Genomic DNA, 19,508 nt, shown 5'->3' with positions numbered 1-19,508 from the left:
GAGCACCGACCGCGGTCAGCGGGGTGGTCCTGCTGCTCCCGGACGGCGAACCCGCCTCGCACCGCCGCCCCTCCCTCCTCTCGTACGCCTCCCAGCTCCCCCTGGCCCGGACCCTGGCCCGCGCCGGGCGCACGGACGGACTCGCCGTCCACGTGGTGCGCTACCGCTGCCGCGGCTGGAACACGATCGAAGCCCAGCTCGCGGCGGACGCCGAATGGGCTGCGGACGAGGTCGTACGCCGCTACGGCGACGTCCCCGTCTGCCTCGCCGGCCACGGCATGGGCGGCCGGGCCGCCCTCCGCGCGGGCGGCCACGCGGCGGTCAACTCCGTTCTGGCGATGGCCCCCTGGCTCCCCGGGAACACGGCGACCGAACCGGAACGAGAACCAGGGCCGGAACCGGAACCAGAACCGGTGAAGCACCTGCTCGGCCGACGGGTCCTGCTCGTCCACGGCACGAACGACGCCCGCACGGACCCCGAACTCTCCTTCCAACTCGCCGAACGCGCCAAGAAGACCAACCGCGACACCTGCCGCTTCGAGGTCCACTCCGACGGCCACTCCCTGCGCCAGCACCGCGCGGAAGTGACGGCCCTGGCCACGAACTTCATCCGCGGCTCGCTCCTCGGCCACCCCTACGCCCGCCCGGTCACCGACGCCCTCGCGGCCCCACCGCCGCTGGGCCTGCGGATGCCCTTGGCGGCGGGGTTCGGGAGGTCGTTGCGGGGGTGAGGGGGCGTGCGCGGTGAGGCCCCGCACGCGCGGAGAAACACTCACCGCAGGCAAGATCCACCCCTCACCGCCGACGGAAGCGATGTGGGCTACGGCAGGTCGACGACCGTCACGCCGCGCAACTGGCGGTGGAGGCGCGAGGCGAGCATGCCGGGGAGACGGGGACTGCTGTACGGGGAGAGCACGTCGTTCTCGGAGGTGTGCCATCCGGTGTCGGCGAGTTGGTAGAGGGTGCCGGAGACCCCGTAGAGCTGGGGTTTGCGTACGCGCAGTACGGCGTACTCGGCTCGGCGGAGGTACGGGCACTGGCGGACAGAAACGCAGGCGTGTTCGGCGCACAGGGGCGGCATGGAGGTGATGGACCTCTCGGGCCAGGTCAGGGGCGCGTCCGGGCGCCGCCAGTCGAGGAACAGCCATCCGTGTTCGTTCCGGTCGGCCGGTTCGGCGCACACCTGACACAACAGACCTTCCATGGACCGGCGTTGCCGACAGGCATGCATGGACGCGTACAGGGGGCGCCCGTCCGAGGACTCCGACATGCGAACCCACAGGTTTCCGTGATGGTCGCGGTCTCCCGGCCGGGGCCTGCGGTGCGCGAGCTGGGGCCCGCGCGCGGCGAGTTCGATGGTCAACTCTGATACAGCAAAGGTGAGTTCGTCACTACGTAAGGCGACGAACGGGGAACGGCAACCCCGTACTGCCGCTGGTGAGGGCCTACCATCAGCTACAGGCCGAAGCGCTGTCCCAAGCGGCATCGGTCGCCGTGATCGACGAGGTACGAAAGGGCACCCCGTGACGACCGACTCTTCCTCCCTCCGCTGGGTCAAGTCCTCCTACAGCGGCAGTGGCGGTTCCTGCGTCGAATGGGCCCCGGCGCATGCGTCTGCCACGGGCATCGTCCCCGTTCGCGACTCCAAGAACTCGAATGGCCCGGTACTGAACGCCTCTGCCGAGGCTTTCGCGTTCTTCGTGGCAGGCGTCAAGGCCGGAGAGTTCGGCACCATCTGACCGCACCGCGCCACCCGCCACCGAGCGCGGCGAAGCCTCGCCACACCCTCCGGTTCGGAGGGAACGGCGGGGCTTTGCTCATGCTGCGCGGCCGTGCGTCGCGGACCGATCCGCGCCGTGCCGTCACCCGCCTGCTGCTCGACGCCCTCCGGCGCGATCCGGCGGGCGAGCCGCCCCCGCCGTCAGTCCGGCAACAGGTGTCCCCGGCGCGACAGCAGGAAGCGTTTGAACGCCGCCACGGGCGGGGTGTCCGGGTGGCCGTCGAGCCAGGCGACCCCGATCTCGCGGGCCGCTCTCGGGGCCGTCACCGTCAGTTCGACGACGCCGGGGCGGGCCACCGCGGGCGGGGGCAGCAGGGCCACGCCGAGTCCGGCGGCGACGAGGCCGCGCAGGGTCTCCGCCTCCTCGCCCTCGAAGGCGACCCGGGGCCTGAAGCCCGCCTGGGCGCACAGGTCGTCGGTGATCCGGCGCAGGCCGTAGCCCGGTTCGAGGGTCACGAACTTCTCGTCGGCGGCCTCCACGAGGCGGATGCGGCGGCGGGTGGCGAGGCGGTGGTCCTCGGGGACGACGAGGCGCAGCCGCTGTTCGTCGAGGCGGCGGGCCACCAGGTCGGGGGCGTCCGGGACGGGTGAGGTGAGGCAGAGGTCGAGGCCGCCGGACCGGAGGCGTTCGATCATCGCCTCGCCGTAGTTCTGGACGAGCTGGAAGCGTACGCCGGGGTGGTCGGCGCGGAAGGCGCGGAGCAGGGCGGGCACGGTCTCGGAGCCCATGGTGTGCAGGAAGCCGAAGGCGACCTTGCCGGTGGCCGGGTCCGCGTCGGCCCGTACTGATTCGGCGGCCTTCTCGACCTCGCCCAAAGCCCGCTCGGCGGAGGCCAGGAAGGTGCGGCCGGCGGGGGTGAGCGAGACGGTGCGGCCCTTGCGGGCGAACAGGGCGACCCCCAGGTCCTGTTCGAGCCTGACCATCGATCGCGAGAGCGTCGACTGCGGCACGCCCAGCTCGTGCGCGGCGCGGGTGACGTGCTCGTGGCGGGCCACGGCCGCGAAGTGGGCGAGGCGGGGTGCGAGAACGGCCCGAATGTCTTCTTCGTAACTGCTGGGTGACAGCCGTGGCCGTGAGCTGGGTTCATGCACCATGGGATTGATTATGTCCGATTCATGCATTGGACGCATGAAAGGGAGGGGCCTACGTTCGAAGCATGCCTCCTGCCAGTACCGGGGCGTCCACGATCGTCGTGGGCGCCTCGCCCCAGCCGTCCCCCGTCGCCGACACCGCCGTATCCGCCGACGCGACCGCCTCGGCCGGCCCCGCGGACTCCGCCGGTCCCGCCGAGGCGGACCGTCTCGAACCCGGGCGCCCCGGCTACCGCCGGATGAGCTTCGCTCTGTTCGCCGCGGGGGTCGCGACCTTCGCGCTCCTCTACTCCACGCAGGCCCTGCTGCCCGCCATCTCCGCCTCGCTGGGCGCCACGGCCGGGCAGGCCAGTTGGACGGTCTCCGCCGCGACGGGCGCGCTGGCGCTGTGCGTGCTGCCGCTGAGCGCGCTCTCCGAGCGGTTCGGGCGGCGGCAGATGATGACCGCGTCGCTGACGGTCGCGGTACTGGTCGGGCTGCTCGTGCCGTTCGCCCCCTCGCTGGGCTGGCTGGTCGCGCTGCGCGCCGTACAGGGTGCGGCACTGGCCGGGCTGCCCGCCTCCGCGATGGCGTACCTGGCGGAGGAGGTGCGGCCCAAGGCGCTGGTGGCCGCGATCGGACTGTTCGTGGCGGGCAACAGCATCGGCGGCATGAGCGGCCGTATCCTCACCGGCTGGACAGCCCAGCTATGGGGCTGGCGGGCGGCCCTCGGCGCGGTCGGGCTGCTGGCCGCGGTCTGCGCGGTCGCGTTCCACTTCCTGGTCCCCAGGGCACGGCACTTCACCCCCGGGTCGCTGAACCCGAAGGCCGTGGCGCGGACGGTGGGCGGTCATCTCGCCGATCCGCTGCTGCGTCGCCTGTACGCCATCGGCGCGCTGTTCATGACGGTGTTCGGCGCGGTCTACACCGTGATCGGCTACCGGCTGGTGGCGGAGCCGTTCAACCTTCCGCAGGGTGTCGTCGGCTCGATCTTCCTGGTCTACCTCGTCGGTACGGTCTCCTCCGCCGCGGCCGGAAGGCTGGTGGCCCGGCTCGGCCGCCGGGGTGCGCTGTACCTGGCCGTCTCCACGACCACCGCAGGACTACTGCTCTCGCTCGCCGACGAAGTCGCCCTCGTGCTCCTCGGTCTGGTGCTGATCACGGCGGGCTTCTTCGCCGGGCACGCGGTCGCCTCCTCGGCCGTGAGCCGTACGGCGACGAAGGGCCGGGCCCAGGCGTCGGCGCTCTACCAGTCCGCTTACTACCTGGGGTCCAGCGCGGGCGGCACGCTCGGCGCGGTCGCCTTCCACGCCGTCGGCTGGCCCGGAACGGTTGCGCTGGGGCTGCTCGCGGTCCTCGGTGTGGTCTCGGTCACGCTGTACGGGTCGCGGGCCGCGCGCCGTCGGCCGGTCCCGGCGGCGTGCGCGCAGCACTGACGCCGACGTCCGCAGGCACCGACGCGGTACCTGACCAGGGCACCCGACGCGGTACCTGACCAGGGACGTCGGCACCTGTACCGAACTGAGACATTCGCCGCACAACCAACCACTCCTCTACGCGCGTCTAGTGCTGTGGCCAAAAGCACCTGTCTGAGCGCGAAGAGGAGTTCGGCGGCATGAGAGTCGCAGGAAAGATACGAGGGGTCCGGACGCGGCGCGTACTCGCGGCGTCCGTGGCCGGTCTGGCGGCGGTGCCCGCCGTCGTCCTGGGCACCGGTGGTTCCGCGCAGGCGGCGTCCTGCACGACGTCCACGGGGCCGTACCAGAAGCAGGTCGAGAAGTACCTGCACCGGCCGGTCGACGGCAAGCAGTCGGCCGCCGACTGCAAGGCGATCCGGTCGTTCCAGAACACCTACGGGGTCACCCCGGCGTCCGGTTACGCGGGGCCGGTCACCTGGCGCACGATGAAGACGCTCACGGCCCAGAAGGCGGCCGGCAAGACCCCCAACAAGGACAAGAAGTGCCCCACGAACAAGGGGCGCATCGCGTGCGTGGACCTGACCCGGCAGTTGTCCTGGATCCAGGACGGCAGCAAGCTGAAGTACGGCCCGGTTCCCGTACGGACCGGCCGGGACGGGTACGAGACCCGCACCGGGTCCAAGAAGATCTACATGCGCAACATCAACCACTTCTCGACGATCTACCACGTGCGGATGCCGTACGCGCAGTTCTTCGACGGCGGCCAGGCGTTCCACTCGGTCGGCCTGAAGATGTGGAACAACCCGGGGTCGCACGGTTGCGTGAACATGCGGGACGCCGACGCCAAGGCGTACTGGAAGCTGCTGAAGAACGGCGACGACGTGTACGTGTACGGGCGCAAGCCCGGCACCTGACCCCGTCCGCGCCGCGTGGTCCTCACCGTCCCGTTCGCGGTGTGCCGCAGCGGGCACGGCTTCCCCGCTTTCCACCCCTGTTGTCAGTGGGCTCCGGTACCTTCCGAGGTATTGAAGTGATCTGTGCCACAGTGCAACAGGGGTGGAGCGATGAGTGATCTGACGGTCTCGGCGGGGACGGCGGACGTCGACAGCCGACTGGAGGGGCACCGGGTCGAGCTGACCGGCTATTGCTACCGGATGCTCGGCTCGGCCTTCGAGGCGGAGGACGCCGTACAGGACACGATGGTGCGCGCCTGGCGCAACTTCGAGAAGTTCGAGGGGCGTTCGTCGCTGCGCTCCTGGCTGTACCGCATCGCCACCAACGTCTGCCTGGACATGCTGAACGCGGGCAGCAAGCGCGCCCGTCCGGTCGACCTGTCGGGCCCGACGCCGCTCGCCGAGGCCGCGCTCAACCCGCTGCCGGAGAAGACCTGGCTGGAGCCGATGCCGGACGGGCGGATCCTGCCGTCGGCCGACGACCCGGCGGAGGCCGCGGTGGCGCGGGAGTCGGTGCGGCTCTCGTTCGTCGCGGCGTTGCAGCATCTGCCGCCCAGGCAGCGGGCCGTGCTGATCCTGCGCGAGGTGCTGGCCTGGAAGGCGAGCGAGGTCGCCGAACTGCTCGACACCTCGGTCGCCTCGGTGAACAGCGCCCTCCAGCGGGCGCGTGCCACCCTCGCGGAGCACGAGGGCAGGCTCGTCGACACCGCGAACCCGCTCGACGAGGAGCAGCGCGAACTGCTCGAACGGTACGTCGCCGCCTTCGAGGGGTACGACATGGCGGCGCTCACCGCGCTGCTCCGCGAGGACGCCGTGATGACCATGCCGCCGTTCGACCTCTGGCTCCGGGGGCGTGCCGACATCACCGGCTTCATGCAGACCATCGGCGCGAGCTGTGCGGGCTCGCGCCTGGTGGCGACGGAGGCGAACGGCACCCCGGCGTTCGCGCACTACAAGCCGAACCCGGAAGGGCCGGGGTTCGTGCCGTGGGCGGTGCAGGTCATCGACATCGTGGAGGGCTCCATCACCGGGATGCACTGCTTCCTGGACACGCCCCGCTGGTTCCCGCTGTTCGGGCTGCCGGACCGGCTCGACGCCGACGCGGCGTGAGACGCGGCCGACGCGGTCTGAGACGCGGCCGACGCGGCATGCGGCGCGGTGTGCGCAACGGGCTCGTGGCGGGCCGAGTGGTGCCGGCGGTCGGGGGCTGGGGCCGACGGTGAGCGGGGCAGGGGGCGGGAGGCGTGCGCTCCTGGAGCGCCGCACTTTCAGGCATCGCTCCCCGGGGCCGCGCCCCGTACGGCCCGGACCTCGCTCCCTGCCTCCCGGGTCCCGGTCCGGGGCCCCGCGCCCCGCTCTCTGCTTCCCCGGTCCCCGTCCGGAGCCCCCGCGCCCCCTCCGCGGCCTCCGGGCCCTACGCCCCCCGTCCCGGGCCCGGACCGTAACCTCCGCGCCCCGTCCCGTACCCCACGTCCAGCACACCGGACAGTCCCAACAGATCGAGCAGGGCGAGAAGTTCGGGTGGCGCGTCGCGTAGGCGCAGCCGTTTGCCGCCCGCCCGTCGGGCGACGAGTCCCAGTCGCGCCACGGCCTCGACCAGGGCCAGATCCACCTGCACGACGCCGCCCACATCGCAGTCGACCCCGTCGTCGTCCGGGACGCGTACGGCGCCGTCGGCGTCGTACAGCAGGGACTCCAGCTCGGCACAGAGTGCCGGGACCACGGCCCGTGTGACACGGCCGGTGACGACGAGCACGTCCGGGGTCATCGATTCCATGTCAGAACAGACCGGTCCCGCGGCCGAAACTCATCGCTCCGTATTCCCGCCCACTCGCCGTACTCGGCCTCACCACGGCCCCGTTGCGGCCCGCGCCCCCGGCCTTCGCCTCCCGCACGCGCTCCCGGAGCGATGAAGTTACGTCAACTCCGGTTATTCGTACGCCTCCTGTGAACCTGTTCGATCGATTTCCCCTCTAGTTACATGACCGGTCTGTACCAGCGGTCCGACGGTTCGGCCGTTCACTGCTCGACCGTTCAGCCCTCGGCTGTTCGGTCGCTCGGCCACCACCGTCGGCGCCGACTGACCAGTGGCCCTCGTGGGCCGCCTGATTCTCCAGGGGGAGAGTTGCGCAAACACGTGAGAAACGCGTGTGTCTCGACCATCGCCACGGCCGCCGCCGTGGCGCTCGCGGCGGGGATGACCACCCCGGCCGCGGCCCAGCCCGCCGCCGCCCGGACGACGGGCACCGCCTCCGGGGCGGGGCACGAGCTGACGCTCATCACCGGCGACCGCGTGACGGTGGACGCCAAGGGACGGGTGCTGCGGTTCGTTCCCGCGAAGGGGCGTGAACACATACCCGTGCAGCGGCAGATGCGCGACGGGCACACCCTGCTCGTCCCCGCCGATGCCCACCGGCTGATCAACTCCGGGAAGCTGGACCGCCGGCTGTTCGACATCACCGAGCTGAACCGCGCGGAGATCCGCAGGGCCCAGAAGGCCGGCCTGAAGCTGATCGTCTCCTACCGGGGCGCGCGGGCGTCGGCCGCGAAGGCCGAGGTCCATGACGCGGGCGACACCCGGGTCGGCCGGACCCTGACGTCGCTGAACGCCGAGTCGGTGACCACGCCGGTGGACGACGCCCAGGCCATCTGGCAGGCGCTCACCAGCAAGCCGTCGCGAGGTCTCCAGCGCACCGCGGCCGCGGGAATCGACCGGGTCTGGCTGGACGGCGTACGCAAGGCGAGCCTCGACAAGAGCGTCCCGCAGATCGGCACCCAGGCCGCCTGGAAGGCGGGCTACACCGGCAAGGGCGTCAAGATCGCCGTCCTGGACACCGGTGTGGACGACACCCACCCGGACCTCAAGGGCCAGGTGGTGGAGGCGAAGAACTTCTCCGCCTCGTCCGACACCAAGGACCGGTTCGGCCACGGCACCCACGTGGCATCGATCGCCGCTGGTACGGGCACCAAGTCCGGCGGGAAGTTCAAGGGCGTGGCGCCGGACGCGAAGCTGCTCGCGGGCAAGGTGCTCGACGACGACGGCTACGGCGACGACTCCGGCATCCTGGCGGGCATGGAGTGGGCGGTCGCGCAGGGCGCGGACGTCGTCAACCTGAGCCTCGGCGGCGGGGACACCCCGGAGGTCGACCCGCTCGAAGCGGCCGTCAACAAGCTGTCGGCCGACAAGGGCGTGCTGTTCGCCATCGCGGCGGGCAACGAGGGCGACGGAGCCGGCACGGTCGGCTCCCCGGGCAGCGCGGACGCCGCGCTGACCGTCGGCGCGGTCGACGACAAGGACCAACTGGCCGACTTCTCCAGCCGCGGCCCGCGCGTCGGCGACGGTGCGATCAAGCCCGACGTCACCGCCCCCGGCGTGGACATCACGGCCGCCGCCGCCCCCGGTTCCGTCATCGACCGGGAAGAGGGCCAGAACCCGCCCGGCTACCTGACGATCTCCGGTACGTCGATGGCGACCCCGCACGCCGCAGGCGCCGCGGCGCTCCTCAAGCAGCAGCACCCGGACTGGAAGTACGCCGAGCTCAAGGGGGCCCTCACGGCCTCGACGAAGCCGGGCGCGTACACCCCGTTCCAGCAGGGTTCGGGCCGGATCGCCGTCGACAAGGCCATCGCCCAGACCGTCGTCGCCGACCCGGTGTCGCTGAACTTCGGCGTGCAGCAGTGGCCGCACACCGACGACGCCCCGGTCACGAAGCAGATCACGTACCGCAACCTGGGTACGACGGACGTCACGCTCGACCTCGCGGTCAACGGCACCGGGCCGAAGGGCGAGCCCGCCCCGGCCGGCTTCTTCACCCTCGGCTCCGACAAGGTGACCGTCCCCGCGGGCGGCACCGTCGACGTGCCGCTGACCGTGGACACCCGGCTCGGCGGCAGCGCCGACGGCGGCTACTCGGCGTACGTCGTCGCAACCGGCGGCGGCCAGACCGTCCGCACGGCCGCGGCGGTCGAGCGCGAGATCGAGTCGTACGACCTCACCCTCAAGGTCATCGGACGCGACGGCAAGCCGGCCGCGTTCTACGAGAACGACCTGGCCGGACTCTCCGGCCTGGGGCGCGAGACGTGGCTCCACCCGACGGGCGAGAACGGCACGGCGAAGGTGCGCGTGCCCAAGGGCGGTTACGTGCTCAACACGGCCGTGCACACCGACCCGGAGGACAGCACCAAGGGCACCGACTGGCTGTCCCAGCCGCGGCTGGACATCAGCAAGAACACCAGCGTGACCCTCGACGCGCGCACGACCAAGCCGGTGGAGATCACCCTGCCCGCCACCGGCACGAAGGACGTGCTGGCCGCGCCCGAGATCCAGTTCGACACCAAGAAGACCGGCTACGGCTACGGCTGGTACCTGCAGTCGTACAAGGGTCTGCGTACCGCGCACCTGGGCCCGAAGGTGACGGACGGCTCGCTCTCCCAGCAGTGGATCGGCTCCTGGACCAAGGGGGCCGCGACCCGGTACGACATCGCGGTCGGCGGGCCGGTGACCCAGGCCGCGACCGGGTACAAGCGGAAGTTCACCGCCGGTCAGATGGCCAAGGTGAACGTCGGTCTCGGCGCGTCCGCCAAGGGCAAGAGCGGCAGCTTCGGAGCGTGGGGCCTGCTCCCCGGTTCGTCCGGCTCCTGGGGTGCCGCGTCCGCGCACAAACTGCCCGGCACCGTCACCGCGTACGTGTCCACCGCCGACAAGGTGAAGTGGGACTTCAGCTTCATGCAGGAAGACGGGGTGGACCCGGACGGCTACCCGAACGTCGAGTCGGGCTACACGCTCGGCGGCCCGCAGTCCTTCAAGGCGGGTGCCACGTACGCGAAGAAGGTCAACATCGCGGTGTTCGGCCCCACGCTCGGCTCCGGTCTGGGAATCTTCCGCGAGGGCAACGAGCTCACCGCGGACGTGCCGCTCTCGGCCGACGGGAGCGGCAACCTCGGTGCGCAGCCCTACAGTTCGGTCAAGACCGTGCTGTACCGCAACGGCAAGAAGCTCGTCCAGAACACGAACCCGCTGGAGGGCGAGTCCATCGCCGTGCCGTCCGGCGCGGCCGACTACCGGCTGACCACCTCCGTGCGGATCTCCCCCAAGGTGTCGGCCGTCTCCGGCCGGATCGACGCCAGTTGGACCTTCCAGTCGAAGAAGACCGGCACCCGGACCGCGCTGCCGGTCTCCACGGTCCGCTTCACGCCCAACGTGACGCTGGACGGCAAGGTCACCGCGGGCAAGACCGCGTCCGTGCCGGTGACGGTCCAGGGCGCTGCCGCCGGTAAGAACCTCAAGTCGCTGTCGGTGTACGTCAGTTACGACGGCGGCAAGACCTGGAAGAAGACCGCGGTCAAGTCGGGCAAGCTCTCGGTGAAGAACCCGGCCAAGGGAAAGTCCATCTCCTACAAGGCCGATGTCACCGACAAGAAGGGCAACAAGTCCTCGGTGGCGATCTACAACGCCTACTTCGGCAAGTAGGACCGACCGGTACACCGGAACGGCCCGTCCGGGCGGAGGAATCCGCCCGGACGGGCCGTTCGCGTTCCCCGGTCGGGAGTGGGGTCCCGTCGGGTGGTCCGGGGCGCAACGCGTGCGCCTGGCGCGGTCCGCGTGACGACCTGGGGAGCGATAGGGAGCCCGCTCCCCATCGGTCCCCAGGTCGTTAGGCGATGCGCTCGCGCACGACCGGTGTCGGGGTGAAGTCCGTGCCCTCCGGGGCGATGTCGTACGCGCCGGGCAGGGCCTTCAGCGCGTACTCGAACTTCTCGGGCGTGTCGGTGTGCAGGGTCAGCAGCGGCTGCCCGGCCGTGACCGGGTCGCCGGGCTTGGCGTGCAGTTCGACGCCCGCGCCCGCCTGCACCGCGTCCTCCTTGCGGGCCCGGCCGGCGCCGAGCCGCCAGGCGGCCACGCCGATGTCGTAGGCGTCGAGCCGGGTCAGCACGCCGGTGGCCGGGGCCGTGACCACGTGCCGCTCACGGGCGAGGGGGAGCGCGGCGTCCGGGTCGCCGCCCTGGGCGGAGATCATCCGGCGCCAGACGTCCATCGCCGAGCCGTCGGCGAGGGCCTTCTCCGGGTCAGCGTCCTTGAGCCCGGCCGCGTCCAGCATCTCTCGGGCGAGGGCGAGGGTGAGCTCGACGACGTCCTTCGGGCCGCCGCCCGCCAGCACCTCGACGGACTCGCGCACCTCCAGGGCGTTGCCCGCGGTCAGGCCGAGCGGGGTGGCCATGTCGGTGAGCAGGGCGACCGTCCGCACGCCGCTGTCGGTGCCCAGCGCGACCATGGTGGAGGCGAGTTCGCGGGCGTCCTCGATGGTCTTCATGAACGCGCCGGAGCCCACCTTGACGTCCAGGACCAGTGCGCCGGTGCCCTCGGCGATCTTCTTGGACATGATCGAGCTGGCGATCAGCGGGATGGCCTCGACGGTGCCGGTGACGTCGCGCAGCCCGTACAGCTTCTTGTCGGCGGGGGCGAGGCCGTCCCGGCGGCGCAGATGACGGCGCCGGTGGTGTCGAGGACGTGTCGCATCTCCTCGTTCGTGAGGTGCGCGCGCCAGCCGGGGATGGACTCCAGCTTGTCGAGCGTGCCGCCGGTGTGACCGAGCCCCCGGCCGCTGAGCTGAGGCACGGCGGCGCCGCACGCGGCGACCAGCGGGGCCAGCGGCAGGGTGATCTTGTCGCCGACGCCGCCCGTGGAGTGCTTGTCGGTGGTGGGCCGGGAGAGCGACGCGAAGTCCATGCGCTCTCCGGAGGCGATCATCGCGGCGGTCCAGCGGGCGATCTCGGCGCGGTTCATGCCGTTCAGCAGGATCGCCATGGCCAGCGCGGACATCTGCTCGTCGGCGACCTCACCGCGCGTGTACGCGTCGATGACCCAGTCGATCTGCTCGGGGGTCAGCTCGCCCCGGTCGCGCTTGGTGCGGATGACGGAGATGGCGTCCATGTCCTGGGAGTCCTTCCGGCCTGTACGTACGTGCGCAAGAGTCCCGTATGACTCTACGCGCATAGAGGGTGGAGAGGGGGCGGGTCTCCCGTGAACCGCCGCGGCCCCCGGCGAAACCGGGGGCCACGGCGGTTCCGGCGCCGCGGGTGACGACCTGGGGGCGATAGGGAGCGGGCTCGCGCCCCCAGGTCGTTACGGGTTCAGATGCCCCGGTCCGAACGCCTGCGGCAGCATCTCGTCGAGTGTGCGCAGCCCGTCCGGCGTCTGAAGGACCAGCTCCGGCCCGCCGAACTCGTACAGCAGCTGCCGGCACCTGCCGCACGGCACCAGGATCTCGCCCGCGCCGTCCACGCAGGTGAAGTGGGTCAGCCGCCCGCCGCCGGTGACGTGGAGCTGCGAGACCAGTCCGCACTCGGCGCACAGCCCGATGCCGTACGAGGCGTTCTCGACGTTGCAGCCGGACACGATCCGCCCGTCGTCTACGAGCGCCGCCGCCCCGACCGGGTAGTGCGAGTAGGGGACGTACGCACGCGTCATGGCGGACTGGGCGGCGCTGCGCAGCGCCGCCCAGTCGACCTCGGCGGGGGCCGTCACTTGCCTTGGCCCTTGCGGTACCGCATGCCGTCCGCCTTCGGCATCCGCAACCGCTGCGCGGAGAGCGAGAGGACGAGCAGCGTGACGATGTACGGGGTGGCGCTCACGAACTCGGTGGGCACCGTGTCCGTGGCGAGGTACCAGACCAGCACCGCGGTGGCGACGACGGCACTGACCGCGCCCTGGACGAAGCTCTTGCGGTAGAGCTTCCAGGCGGCGAGCACCGCGAGGACGACCACGAGCAGCAGGAGCAGCGCGTGGACGGACTCGCCGCCGTTGCGCAGCTGGAGCGCGTCGGCGAAACCGAACAGCCCGGCGCCCATGGCGAGCCCGCCGGGCCGCCAGTTGCCGAAGATCATCGCGGCGAGACCGATGTAGCCGCGGCCACCGGTCTGGCCCTCGTTGTAGATGTGCGAGGTGACGAGCGAGAGGAAGGCACCGCCGAGACCGGCCATGCCGCCGGAGACGATCACCGCGATGTACTTGTAGCGGTAGACGTTGACACCGAGCGATTCGGCGGCGATCGGGTTCTCACCGCAGGAGCGCAGCCGCAGCCCGAACGAGGTCTTCCACAGCACGAAGAACGTGAGGCAGAAGAGGACCACGGCCAGGATCGTCAGCAGCGACACCTTGGTGACCAGGCCGCCGAGCACACCCGCCAGGTCGGAGACGAAGAACCAGTGGTGCTTCTCGATGGAGTGCAGCCAGTCGGAGAGGCCCGGGATCGTCACCGAGGTGATGTCGTCGGCCGGCGGGGACTGCTTCGGGCTGCCGCCCTTGGCCGCCGCCTCGCCCGTGTTGAACCAGAGCTTGGCGAAGTAGGAGGTGAAGCCGAGCGCCAGGATGTTGATGGCGATGCCGGAGATGATGTGGTCGACGCCGAAGGTGACGGTCGCGACGGCGTGCAGCAGTCCGCCGAGCATCCCGCCGACGACACCGGCCAGAACGCCGAGCCAGGGGTTGGTCTGCCAACCGGCCCAGGCGCCGAAGAAGGTGCCCAGGATCATCATGCCTTCGAGGCCGATGTTGACCACGCCGGCCCGCTCGGCCCACAGCCCGCCGAGTCCGGCGAGCCCGATCGGCACGGCCATAGCGAGCGCCGCGCTGATCTGCCCGGCGGAGGTGACGTCCTGGGCGCCGGTGATGGCGCGTACGGCGGACAGCGCGAGCAGGGCGCCCGCGATGATCAGCAGGACGACGGGGAGGGAGAGGCGGGTGCGGCCGCCCTTGCCGCCGGAGACCTTGGGGGCCGCGGCGGGCGGGGTGGAAGTCGCCGTGGCACTCACGCCGACACCTCCTGCTGGTCGTTGGTACGGGCGGCCTGGTCGTTGGCGCGGGCGGCGGCCTGCGCGGCCAGTTCCGCGCCGACCTTGCTCTGCTGGCGCTTGAGTCCGTAGCGGCGGACGACTTCGTAGGCGATGACGACGCACAGGACGATCACGCCCTGGATCACGCCGACGATCTCCTTGTCGTAGCCCTCGAACTCGAGCTTGCCGGTGCCGCGCTCCAGGAAGCCCCAGAGCAGGGCGCCGAGCGCGATGCCGACGGGGTGGTTGCGGCCGAGGAGCGCGATGGCGATGCCGGTGAAGCCGATGCCCACGGGGAAGTCGCCGCTGTACTCGTAGCTGTCGTTGAGGAGGGTCGGCATGCCCACCAGGCCGGCGACCGCGCCGGAGATCACCATCGAGGTGACGACCATCTTCTTGACGTCCACGCCGCTGGCTTCGGCGGCCGAGCCGGACTGGCCGACGGTGCGCAGGTCGAAGCCGAACCGGGTGCGCGAGAGCGTGAACCAGTACAGGACGCCCGCGAGGGCCGCGACGACGATGAAGCCCCAGACGGGGGTCGGCGTGGTCGGGAACTCGAAGAAGTGCGCGGACTCCGGGAGCGGTTTGGTGGAGATCTTCGTGCCGGCCTCGTCGAGGTGGCCGAGGCGGCCCTGCTGGAGCAGGTAGCCGATGATCGCCGTCGCGATGGCGTTCAGCATGATCGTCGCGACGACCTCGCTCACGCCCCGGGTGACCTTGAGGACACCGGCGATCCCGGCCCACATCGCGCCGACGAGCATCGCGGTGACAATGATCAGCGGGATCTGGAGGACGCCGGGCAGGGTCAGCGCGCCGCCGACCGCGGCGGCGAAGAAGGCGGCGAGGCGGTACTGGCCGTCGACGCCGATGTTGAAGAGGTTCATGCGGAAGCCGACGGCCACCGCGAGACCCGCGAGGTAGTACGTCGTCGCCTTGTTCAGGATGTAGACCTGGCTGTCCGACTTCAGACCGTAGTCGAACATGATGCCGAAGGCGCTGAACGGCTCCTTGCCGGTGGCGGCCAGTACGAGCGCGGTCACCAGGAAGGCGACCACGATCGCGAGTACGGGGGCCGCGATCCCCAGGAGCAGCCGCTCCTTGTCGATCTTCTTCATCGGTCCTCTCCCCCGTTCCGGGGGTCGGTTTCGGTGCTGGCGGCGCTGCCGGTACCGCTGGTGGCGTCGGCGGCGACACGGTCGGGGGCCGGGCCGTCCGCGGCTTCGAGGTGTCCGGTGGCCGCGCCGGTCATCGCCGAGCCGAGTTCCTCCGGGGTGATGGTGCCGGGATCGGCGTCGGCGACCAGCCGGCCGCGGTACATGACGCGCAGCGTGTCGGAGAGCCCGATCAGCTCGTCGAGATCGGCGGAGATCAGCAGCACCGCCAGTCCGTCGCGGCGCGCCTCGCGGATCTGGTCCCAGATCTGCGCCTGCGCGCCGACGTCGACGCCCCGGGTGGGGTGCGCGGCGATCAGCAGCTTGGGATGGTGGCTCATCTCGCGGCCGACGATCAGCTTCTGCTGGTTACCGCCGGAGAGGGAGGCCGCGGTGACGTCGATGCCGGGGGTGCGGACGTCGTACTCGCGTACGATCCGCTCGGTGTCCGCGCGGGCGCCCTTGAGGTCGAGGAACGCGCCCTTGCTGTTGGGGGGCTCGGTGACGTGCCCGAGGATGCGGTTCTCCCAGAGAGGGGCCTCTAGCAGCAGCCCGTGCCGGTGGCGGTCCTCTGGGATGACGCCCACGCCGCCCTCGCGGCGCCTGCGGGTCGGAGTGCGGGTGATGTCGGCGCCGTCGAGGGTGACGGTCCCGGCGTCGAGGGGGCGCATTCCCATGATGGCGTCGACCAGTTCGGACTGGCCGTTGCCCTCGACGCCCGCGATGCCGAGGACCTCGCCCTTGTGGATGGTGAAGCCGATGCCGTCGAGCACCGAGCGCACCACACCGTCCGGGTCGGTGGCGCTCAGCCGCAGCCCCTCGACGGTCAGCATCGGTACGTCCGTGACGGTCGACTCACGGGTCTCCGGCGACGGGAGTTCGCTGCCGACCATCAGCTCGGCGAGCTGCTTGGTCGTGGTGTTCCTCGGGTCGGCGGTGCCCACCGTCGTACCGCGCCGGATGACGGTGATGTCGTCCGCGACCGACAGCACCTCACCCAGCTTGTGCGAGATGAAGATGACGGTCAGGCCCTCGGCCTTCAGCTCGCGCAGGTTGTCGAAGAGCGCGTCGACCTCCTGCGGCACGAGGACGGCGGTCGGCTCGTCCAGGATCAGGGTGCGGGCGCCGCGGTAGAGGACCTTCAGGATCTCCACGCGCTGCCGGTCGGCGACCCCGAGGTCCTCGACCATGGCGTCCGGGCGGACGCCGAGCCCGTAGGTGTCGGAGATCTCCTTGATCTTCGCGCGGGCCCGGTCGCCGATCCCATACAGCTTCTCGGAGCCGAGGACGACGTTCTCCAGGACGGTGAGGTAGTCGGCGAGCATGAAGTGCTGGTGCACCATGCCGATGCCGCGCGCGATGGCATCGCCGGGGTTGTGGAACGAGACCTGCTCGCCGTCCACCGCGATGGTGCCCTCGTCCGGCTTCTGCATGCCGTACAGGATCTTCATCAGAGTGGACTTGCCGGCGCCGTTCTCGCCGACCAGGGCGTGGACGGTGCCGCGGCGCACGGTGATGTCGATGTCGTGGTTGGCCACGACCCCGGGGAACCGCTTGGTGATACCGCGGAGTTCCACGGCATGGGGACTGCTGGACGCGTTGATGGCGCACTCTCCTTGACAGGAGCGGAGGGCGGGAGGCGACGGGACAGGGGCTCAGAACTCGGAACGATGGGGCTCAGAACTCGAAGGAAGCGAAGGGACGGAGGGACGGACGCGACGGGACGAAACCCGCAGGACGGAGGTGACAGGGAGCGTGAAAAGGTACCGCGCCCCGCGTGTGCTACGCGCGTAGCATCACCAAATCGTTGACCATCTGACAGCAGGTGGCAGTCCGTGCGCATACGGCTACGCGAAAGAAGCGGAATCCGTACGCGCGGCGGGGCCCGAGCGAACAGCCGAAGCGGCTCGCCGGGCCCCCGTCCACGATCGGTTCCGAATCGGCCGGGCCGGCCGGATCAGAGGGTGGACTTGACGGTGATGGTGCCGTCGACGATCTTCTTCTTCGCCTCGTCGAGCTTGGCCTGTATGTCCTTGAGGTGGTCACCCGTGGGGGTCAGGCTGACGCCACCCTTGGCCAGGGAGTACGCCTGCGTGCCGGTCAGCGGCTTGCCGTCCTTGACGGACTTGACCAGGTCGTAGACACCGCCGTCGACGTTCTTGACGACGGAGGTGAGAATCGTGTCCTTGTACTTCGACAGCGACGGGTCGAGGGCCTGGTCGGAGTCGACGCCGATGGACCAGGCGCCCTTCTTGCCCGCGACGGCCTCGATCGAACCGGCACCCGAGCCGCCCGCGGCGGCGAAGATGACGTCCGCGCCCTTGTCGAGCATGCCCTTGGCGGCGGCGGCGCCCTTGTCGGGACTGCCGAAGCCGGACAGGTCCGAGCCGGTGGACAGGAACTGGATCTGCACCTTGGCCTTCGGGTTGGTGTCCAGAACGCCCTGCTGGAAACCTGCGGCGAACTTCTTGATCAGCGGCAGGTCCACACCACCGATGAAGCCGACCTGTCCGTCCTTCGACTTCAGCGCGGCCGCGACACCGGCGAGGTACGAGCCCTCCTCCTCCGCGAAGACGATGCTGTCGGCGTTCTTCGCGTCGGAGACCGAGTCGACCAGACCGAAGCTGATCTTCGGGTACTTGGGGGCGATCTTGTCGACCGCGTCCTTGTACGCGAAGCCGACCGCGACGACCGGGTTGTAGCCGCCCTCGGCCAGCGACTGGAGGCGCTGCTCACGGTCGGCGGGGGTCTCGCCGGACTTGGCGGTGAGCTCCTTCGTCTCGGCGCCGAACTCGGCCTTCGCCTTGTCCAGCCCCCGCGCGGCGGAGTCGTTGAACGAGTTGTCGCCACGACCGCCGACGTCGTAGGCCATGCCGATCTTCATCTTGCCCTTGTCGGAGCCGGAGCTCTCGGTGGACGACTCACCGCACGCGGAGGCGGTGAGGGCGAGGGTCGCGGTGACGGCACACGCAGCGGTGATCTTGGATACCCGGCGCAAGGGAAGGCTCCTTCAAACCTGACCGAAGCGCCTCTTCCGGCGCTGGTTTCGCGGCGATCGTAACGCGCGTAGATGTCACTTAAGCACCCGTTCACCAGTCGTTATCGGATTGTCGCGAACCACGACGGGGCCAGCCACCAGGCACCCCGAAGCAACCACTTGACTACTCTTCGTGATCACCGCCCAAGATGTCACGGAATGGAGAACTCGCACGAATTCGGAACGGAATCCTCCGTTCAGCAACCCTCACCTGCACATTTTCCTATCCCATTGCCAAACCTGATCGTTCACTGATAAGAATTTACCGACCACTTCACTCACGCCAGTGCGAACCTTTCAAAGAGTTACGCACTGCAATGGGGAAAATATCTCACCATCCGGAAACCGGGCACTGCACCGACCACCTGGCCCGACTTTTCTGAAAAACGGAGGGGGAACCGTGAAAAAGAGAATCTCCACCATCGCAGGAATCACTCTCACTCTCGCTGCGGGAACACTCACGCTGGCGCCCAGCGCATCGGCAGGGGTGCGAGTCGGCGACTGCAACACCTGGGTGTCGAACAATGCACCATGGTCCGGTTCTGCCTACTGCAGCGGCATGGCAAAATTCGACAAGTTCCGCGTGAAGGTCACCTGCATCGACCCTCGTGGATCTCAGTGGCTCGCCTACGGCCCCTGGAAAGGAAATGCCAAGACCTCGACCGCGAAATGCTCTGACAACCCGAATGTCGGCGTCCTCAAAGTCGGTTTCGCCTTCGACCACTGAGAAATCACTGATCCAGCAACTCTTCATCTTGCCCACACGACCAGAGAGTCATCTTCGAAGGGCAACTTGAGTCCAGCATCACAAGGGGGAACAGGGATGAAAAGACGCTCAATCACTTCAGCGTTCACTCTCGTGGCAGTAGCCGGATCTCTACTGATCGCACCGAGCGCCACAGCGGGCGAGGTCGGGGCCCAAAAGGCCGAATGTGACGTGTGGAAGTCCAGCAAGGCGCCGTGGACCGGCTACTCAAAATGTACAGGGATGCTGCCCTTGCTCGAGCGTCAGCAAGTGAAGGTAATCTGCATCGACCCTCGTGGATCCCAGTGGGTCGTGTACGGCCGGGGCCAGGGCAACGGAAAAACGTCCAGCGCGAAGTGCTCGGACAACCCCAATGTCGGTGTGTACAAGGTGGGCGCGCACGTCTACCGCATCTGACGACGGCGCCTAGGTGTTCTGTCCCGGGAGGTTGTGGACGGGTGAGCCAGATCTCGGCTGAGGGATCTTGAACGGGTGAGGGCCTTCCGGTTTGGTGTGGATTG

General features: G+C 69.8%; 16 protein-coding genes and 2 pseudogenes. 9 read left to right on the top strand and 9 right to left on the bottom strand.

Going from position 1 to position 19,508, the window contains the following annotated elements:
• Window positions 1-23: 23 nt before the first annotated feature.
• Complete coding sequence (locus ACGF2V_RS25980; protein ID WP_362621054.1) at window positions 24-731, top strand: alpha/beta hydrolase; 708 nt, start codon at window positions 24-26, stop codon at window positions 729-731.
• 89 nt (window positions 732-820) lie between these two features.
• Here the strand turns inward: ACGF2V_RS25980 and ACGF2V_RS25975 are convergent, their stop codons facing one another.
• On the bottom strand, window positions 821-1,204 hold the full coding sequence (locus ACGF2V_RS25975) for a hypothetical protein (protein ID WP_362620966.1): 384 nt from the start codon (window positions 1,202-1,204) through the stop codon (window positions 821-823).
• A gap of 221 nt (window positions 1,205-1,425) precedes the next feature.
• Between ACGF2V_RS25975 and ACGF2V_RS25970 the strand changes: the two are divergent.
• Together ACGF2V_RS25970 and ACGF2V_RS25965 are read left to right on the top strand one after the other, a co-directional pair.
• Window positions 1,426-1,527, top strand: a pseudogene (locus ACGF2V_RS25970) (transcriptional regulator); the annotation flags it as partial.
• The gene (locus ACGF2V_RS25965; RefSeq protein ID WP_362709542.1) at window positions 1,524-1,739 is read left to right on the top strand and encodes a DUF397 domain-containing protein; all 216 of its coding nucleotides are present in this window, start codon (window positions 1,524-1,526) and stop codon (window positions 1,737-1,739) included. The pseudogene ACGF2V_RS25970 and the gene ACGF2V_RS25965, both read left to right, overlap by 4 nt.
• Before the next feature lie 182 nt (window positions 1,740-1,921).
• Here the strand turns inward: ACGF2V_RS25965 and ACGF2V_RS25960 are convergent, their stop codons facing one another.
• On the bottom strand, window positions 1,922-2,875 hold the full coding sequence (locus ACGF2V_RS25960) for a LysR family transcriptional regulator (protein ID WP_362709539.1): 954 nt from the start codon (window positions 2,873-2,875) through the stop codon (window positions 1,922-1,924).
• Window positions 2,876-2,937: 62 nt separating this feature from the next.
• On the opposite strand from ACGF2V_RS25960, the gene ACGF2V_RS25955 reads away from it, so the two are divergent.
• From ACGF2V_RS25955 to ACGF2V_RS25945, 3 genes are all read left to right on the top strand, one after another.
• The gene (locus ACGF2V_RS25955) at window positions 2,938-4,287 is read left to right on the top strand and encodes an MFS transporter (RefSeq protein ID WP_362709536.1); all 1,350 of its coding nucleotides are present in this window, start codon (window positions 2,938-2,940) and stop codon (window positions 4,285-4,287) included.
• A gap of 179 nt (window positions 4,288-4,466) precedes the next feature.
• Complete coding sequence (locus tag ACGF2V_RS25950; RefSeq protein WP_362620958.1) at window positions 4,467-5,183, top strand: L,D-transpeptidase family protein; 717 nt, start codon at window positions 4,467-4,469, stop codon at window positions 5,181-5,183.
• A 150-nt stretch (window positions 5,184-5,333) separates the two neighbouring features.
• Window positions 5,334-6,332, top strand: coding sequence for a sigma-70 family RNA polymerase sigma factor (locus ACGF2V_RS25945; protein ID WP_362709533.1), 999 nt, complete (start codon window positions 5,334-5,336; stop codon window positions 6,330-6,332).
• Window positions 6,333-6,636: 304 nt separating this feature from the next.
• On the opposite strand, the gene ACGF2V_RS25940 is transcribed toward ACGF2V_RS25945, so the two are convergent.
• A complete protein-coding gene (locus ACGF2V_RS25940; RefSeq protein ID WP_362709531.1) occupies window positions 6,637-6,990 on the bottom strand; it encodes an STAS domain-containing protein in 354 nt (117 codons plus the stop codon).
• Window positions 6,991-7,419: 429 nt separating this feature from the next.
• Between ACGF2V_RS25940 and ACGF2V_RS25935 the strand changes: the two genes are divergently transcribed.
• A complete protein-coding gene (locus ACGF2V_RS25935; RefSeq protein ID WP_362709628.1) occupies window positions 7,420-10,692 on the top strand; it encodes a S8 family serine peptidase in 3,273 nt (1,090 codons plus the stop codon).
• A gap of 184 nt (window positions 10,693-10,876) precedes the next feature.
• Here the strand turns inward: ACGF2V_RS25935 and ACGF2V_RS25930 are convergent.
• From ACGF2V_RS25930 to ACGF2V_RS25905, 6 genes and pseudogenes are all read right to left on the bottom strand, one after another.
• Window positions 10,877-12,153: pseudogene (locus ACGF2V_RS25930) on the bottom strand (thymidine phosphorylase).
• 192 nt (window positions 12,154-12,345) lie between these two features.
• Window positions 12,346-12,747 carry a cytidine deaminase gene (locus ACGF2V_RS25925; RefSeq protein ID WP_362620950.1) on the bottom strand — a complete coding sequence of 134 codons (402 nt, stop codon included), beginning with the start codon at window positions 12,745-12,747 and terminating at the stop codon, window positions 12,346-12,348.
• A complete protein-coding gene (locus tag ACGF2V_RS25920; RefSeq protein WP_362709529.1) occupies window positions 12,744-14,033 on the bottom strand; it encodes an ABC transporter permease in 1,290 nt (429 codons plus the stop codon). Before ACGF2V_RS25920 ends, ACGF2V_RS25925 begins: the two co-directional genes overlap by 4 nt.
• Entirely contained in the window at window positions 14,030-15,169 is a 1,140-nt protein-coding gene (locus ACGF2V_RS25915) for an ABC transporter permease (protein ID WP_362709526.1), read from the bottom strand. Before ACGF2V_RS25915 ends, ACGF2V_RS25920 begins: the two co-directional genes overlap by 4 nt.
• Window positions 15,166-16,782 carry an ABC transporter ATP-binding protein gene (locus tag ACGF2V_RS25910; RefSeq protein WP_362709523.1) on the bottom strand — a complete coding sequence of 539 codons (1,617 nt, stop codon included), beginning with the start codon at window positions 16,780-16,782 and terminating at the stop codon, window positions 15,166-15,168. Before ACGF2V_RS25910 ends, ACGF2V_RS25915 begins: the two co-directional genes overlap by 4 nt.
• A gap of 380 nt (window positions 16,783-17,162) precedes the next feature.
• Complete coding sequence (locus ACGF2V_RS25905) at window positions 17,163-18,203, bottom strand: BMP family ABC transporter substrate-binding protein (protein WP_362709521.1); 1,041 nt, start codon at window positions 18,201-18,203, stop codon at window positions 17,163-17,165.
• A gap of 439 nt (window positions 18,204-18,642) precedes the next feature.
• Here ACGF2V_RS25905 and ACGF2V_RS25900 point away from each other — a divergent pair, with 439 nt between their 5' ends.
• Together ACGF2V_RS25900 and ACGF2V_RS25895 are read left to right on the top strand one after the other, a co-directional pair.
• Window positions 18,643-18,969 (top strand): hypothetical protein, encoded by a 327-nt coding sequence (locus ACGF2V_RS25900; protein WP_362709518.1) that lies wholly within the window; start codon window positions 18,643-18,645, stop codon window positions 18,967-18,969.
• 288 nt (window positions 18,970-19,257) lie between these two features.
• Window positions 19,258-19,404, top strand: coding sequence for a hypothetical protein (locus tag ACGF2V_RS25895; protein ID WP_362709516.1), 147 nt, complete (start codon window positions 19,258-19,260; stop codon window positions 19,402-19,404).
• Window positions 19,405-19,508: the final 104 nt, after the last annotated feature.

Origin of the sequence: Streptomyces sp. NPDC047982 (assembly GCF_043204165.1) — a bacterium.
GTDB lineage: Bacteria > Actinomycetota > Actinomycetes > Streptomycetales > Streptomycetaceae > Streptomyces.
Note: the sequence above shows the minus strand (reverse complement) of the source record. Positions and strands in the feature narration are given on the sequence as shown.

Bases quoted from the DNA above. Each gene is read 5' to 3' on its own strand.
- ACGF2V_RS25975 (WP_362620966.1), bottom strand. From the start codon at position 1,204: ATGGAAGGTCTGTTGTGTCAGGTGTGCGCCGAACCGGCCGACCGGAAC.
- ACGF2V_RS25960 (WP_362709539.1), bottom strand. From the start codon at position 2,875: ATGGTGCATGAACCCAGCTCACGGCCACGGCTGTCACCCAGCAGTTAC.
- ACGF2V_RS25955 (WP_362709536.1), top strand. From the start codon at position 2,938: ATGCCTCCTGCCAGTACCGGGGCGTCCACGATCGTCGTGGGCGCCTCG.
- ACGF2V_RS25950 (WP_362620958.1), top strand. From the start codon at position 4,467: ATGAGAGTCGCAGGAAAGATACGAGGGGTCCGGACGCGGCGCGTACTC.
- ACGF2V_RS25945 (WP_362709533.1), top strand. From the start codon at position 5,334: ATGAGTGATCTGACGGTCTCGGCGGGGACGGCGGACGTCGACAGCCGA.
- ACGF2V_RS25940 (WP_362709531.1), bottom strand. From the start codon at position 6,990: ATGACCCCGGACGTGCTCGTCGTCACCGGCCGTGTCACACGGGCCGTG.
- ACGF2V_RS25935 (WP_362709628.1), top strand. From the start codon at position 7,420: ATGACCACCCCGGCCGCGGCCCAGCCCGCCGCCGCCCGGACGACGGGC.
- ACGF2V_RS25915 (WP_362709526.1), bottom strand. From the start codon at position 15,169: ATGAAGAAGATCGACAAGGAGCGGCTGCTCCTGGGGATCGCGGCCCCC.